The organism is Bacteroides sp., assembly GCF_029057325.1.
Taxonomy (GTDB): domain Bacteria; phylum Bacteroidota; class Bacteroidia; order Bacteroidales; family Bacteroidaceae; genus Bacteroides.
In genome coordinates, this window is the sequence record NZ_JAICZW010000189.1 from 1 (window position 1) to 3,611 (window position 3,611).

The window sequence follows — 3,611 nt, forward strand, 5'->3', positions numbered from 1 at the left end:
AAGTTGATTTGGAGCTGTCGGAAAATGTACGCCGGTGGTGGCCCTTCTTGCGTGATCGCCGGATAGATGCTTACGAAGGGTTGACGAAGCGGTTCATCGATTAGTGAAATGTCAGCTTCTTGTTCAGCAAGAAGTTGATTCCTCCATATATGAACAACCCAAGGAACTGGGCGAGATATTCGTTGCAATGCAATCCTTCTACCAGACAGAGAAGAAACATGAATTGCGAACCGTATGCCATTCCGAAAGCCATAGAAAAGAGCAGCACTTGTCGCCAAGTGTTGCTCTTTTTTTCAGATGGAAATATCCAGTATTTGCACCAGATGAAGTTATGTATTTGTGCCAATACGTAGGCGGTAACATTGGAAATCAGATAGTTGATATCCAGCACATCCATCATCACCCAAACAGTGACTGCCATAATCAGGGCATTCAATGTGCCGATGACCGCAAAGCGGAAAATGCGCGTGGACTCTTTCATCCTCTTCTGCTCTACACCGCTTAGTTTACTCTTTTACCTCGACAATCAGGTTCAGTTCGTCCAACTGTTTTTGGTCGATGGCAGAAGGCGCATCCAGCATCACGTCGCGTCCGCTGTTGTTCTTCGGGAAGGCGATGCAGTCGCGGATGCTGTCAAGGCCGGCGAAGATGCTGACCCAACGGTCCAGACCATAGGCAAGACCGCCATGAGGAGGTGCACCAAATTTGAAGGCATTCATCAGGAAACCGAATTGCTCTTGTGCCTTTTCGGGAGTGAAACCTAAAATTTCAAACATTTTTGCCTGCAACTGTGCATCGTGGATACGGATGGAACCACCTCCTACTTCGACACCGTTGCATACCATGTCGTAAGCATCGGCGCGAACGGCGGCCGGATTGCTATCCAGCAATGGGATATCCTCTTCTTTGGGATGTGTGAACGGATGGTGCATCGCCATCAGGCGGTTCTCCTCGTCACTCCATTCAAACATCGGGAAGTCAACCACCCACAACAGGGCGAACTGGTTCTTGTCGCGCAACCCCAATTGGTTACCCATCTCCAGACGAAGTTCGCAGAGTTGCTTACGGGTCTTCATGGCATCATCGCCACTCAGAATCAAGATTAAGTCACCCGGTTTGGCACCGAAGGCGGCTTTCATCTCTTGCAGCACCTCTTGCGCATAGAACTTATCGACACTTGACTTCACGTTGCCGTCCGCTTCCACACGCGCATAGACCATACCCTTCGCACCGATTTGCGGTCTCTTCACAAACTCCGTCAGCGCATCCAGCTGTTTGCGGGTGTAGTGTGCAGCTCCTTCGGCACAGATACCACCGATGTAGGCGGCATTGTCGAATACAGAGAAACCGTGTCCCTTCATAATATCCATCAGTTCAACGAACTTCATGCCGAAACGGAGGTCGGGCTTGTCGCTTCCGTAATACTTCATGGCATCCGCCCACGGCATTCGCAGGAAGGGTTCCGTCAGTTCCACGCCGCGAATCTCCTTAAACAGGTATTTGGCCATGCCTTCGAACAAATTGATGATATCATCTTGCTCCACGAACGACATTTCGCAATCTATTTGCGTAAATTCCGGTTGGCGGTCGGCACGCAGGTCTTCATCACGGAAACATTTGGCTATCTGGAAGTAACGGTCGAAGCCGGACACCATCAGCAATTGCTTCAGGGTTTGCGGGCTTTGGGGCAACGCATAGAATTGTCCCGGATTCATGCGCGAAGGAACCACAAAGTCGCGTGCACCTTCGGGCGTGGAACCTACCAGGATGGGAGTCTCCACTTCGATGAACCCCTTGCTGTCAAGGTATTTGCGCACTTCGATAGTCATTTTGTGACGAAGTTCCAAGTTGCTGCGCACATTGGCACGGCGCAAGTCCAGATAGCGGTATTTCATACGGATGTCATCACCCCCATCTGTATTTTCCTCAATGGTGAAAGGAGGAGTCAACGAGGAGTTCAGGACGTTCAGTTCCGATACGATGATTTCGATGTCGCCGGTCGGAATATGGCTGTTCTTGCTGAAACGCTCGTTTACCGTTCCCTTGACCTGAATGACAAATTCACGTCCCAAACGGTTGGCGTGTTCGCAAAGCTCAGCATTCACCTCTTCGTTGAATACCAATTGGGTGATTCCGTAACGGTCGCGAAGGTCTATGAAGGTCATGCCTCCCATCTTGCGGCTGCGCTGTACCCATCCGGCCAGCGTCACTTGTTTATTAACGTCGGAGATACGGAGTTCTCCGCAGGTATGTGTTCTATACATATTATATATTAATTATTATGTTGTCTGTTGCTGTTCTTTTGTGCGTGGCATGATGTCACCGCATAAAAATCATGCAAAAATACATAAAACATATTATATGCACGTCAAAAAGGGGGAAGTTTATTTCTCGAATGTCACGGCTTTTTCATTGGCCAATGAAAAAGCCGTGCTCACATGTCAGTTGACCAGTTTTTTTATCTGCTCTTTCCCTTTGTCCAATATCATCTTGTTTTTGTGGGTGATGTCTTCCACAATGGCTTCGTTGATTTGTTTCAATCCGTTGATGTAGTCCTGCGCCCGCTGCAGCACATTCGAGGTGCTTTTCTCCACGCTTGTGGAGACGAGAACCTTTAGTCCCTTCTGCTTGATTCTCACGTCAATGTCTTCTCCCATCATAATCGGATCGCCGTCAAAATGCGCCACTCCCGGTTTTGAGCGATGAATCCGCAAAGACTGGCAACGGAATGTTTTGATACGGCTGTTCTGGTCGATGGTCTTGTTGAATAGCTGGAAAGCCAACGAAGGAACGTCGAGCATGGTGAAGGGTTCAAGGATGGTGACATCCAGCAAGCCATCGTTCAAGGTCGCTTGTGGAGTGATATACGCATTGTTGCCATATTGTGAGGCATTTCCACAAGCAATCAGGAATGCCTTGTAGCGCGAGGTGCTTCCGTCTATTTCCAGTTCGTAGGTTTCCGGTCGGTATTTCAGGCTTTCGAACAAAGTCTTCTCCAAATAGGTGAGCGGCCCTCTCCTCCCCGCCTTTGAGAATTGCAGGCTGACAAAAGCATCGAACCCTACCCCGCAGGTACAGAAAAAAAGCACGTCATTGATTGTTCCGTAATCGATGATGTCTATTTTCCCATTGTTGATGATGTCGATGGCCTTCTTCGCTTCCATCGGGATTTGCAGATGACGGGCTAGTCCGTTGCCGGAACCGCAAGGGATAATACCTAATGCCGTATCCGTATGCACCAATGAGCGGGCTATCTCATTGATGGTACCGTCTCCTCCGATGGCGATGACGGCATACGCGCCTTCCCGCGCTTTTTGAGCAGCTATCTCTACGGCATGCCCTGCCCGTTCGGTGTAAAGGACTTCTGGTATATATTTCTCTTTATCCAGTTTTTCGTCCATCCATTTCAGTATCTGCTCTTTACTTTGAGTGCCGGAAATGGGGTTTACGACAAATGCTATTTTCTTTTTATACTCGTTCATGCAAGGATTGTTCTACGCCAGTTTTCCGGTTGGCAAAATTAATATAAATATCTGAAGAATGAACCATACGATGCTTTTTTAAGTGGGTGGAAGTAGTTTTTTTCTTATAAATAGAACATGTAATTACAT

3 protein-coding genes and 1 pseudogene are annotated in these 3,611 nt (G+C 48.3%); 1 reads left to right on the forward strand and 3 read right to left on the reverse strand.

All coding sequences use genetic code 11. The features are described from left to right. Window positions 1-104 (forward strand): annotated as a pseudogene (locus K2G43_RS12655) (acyltransferase); the annotation flags it as partial. Here the strand turns inward: K2G43_RS12655 and K2G43_RS12660 are convergent. The 3 genes from K2G43_RS12660 to K2G43_RS12670 all read right to left on the reverse strand — a co-directional run bounded on the left by K2G43_RS12660 (window position 101) and on the right by K2G43_RS12670 (window position 3,482). After that, window positions 101-481, reverse strand: coding sequence for a GtrA family protein (locus K2G43_RS12660; RefSeq protein WP_297644562.1), 381 nt, complete (start codon window positions 479-481; stop codon window positions 101-103). The pseudogene K2G43_RS12655 and the gene K2G43_RS12660 sit on opposite strands and share 4 nt — an antisense overlap. A gap of 25 nt (window positions 482-506) precedes the next feature. After that, a complete protein-coding gene (aspS, locus tag K2G43_RS12665; RefSeq protein ID WP_300155793.1) occupies window positions 507-2,264 on the reverse strand; it encodes an aspartate--tRNA ligase in 1,758 nt (585 codons plus the stop codon). Between the two features lie 177 nt (window positions 2,265-2,441). Next, a complete protein-coding gene (locus K2G43_RS12670; RefSeq protein WP_300155796.1) occupies window positions 2,442-3,482 on the reverse strand; it encodes a diacylglycerol kinase family protein in 1,041 nt (346 codons plus the stop codon). Window positions 3,483-3,611 lie beyond the last annotated feature (129 nt).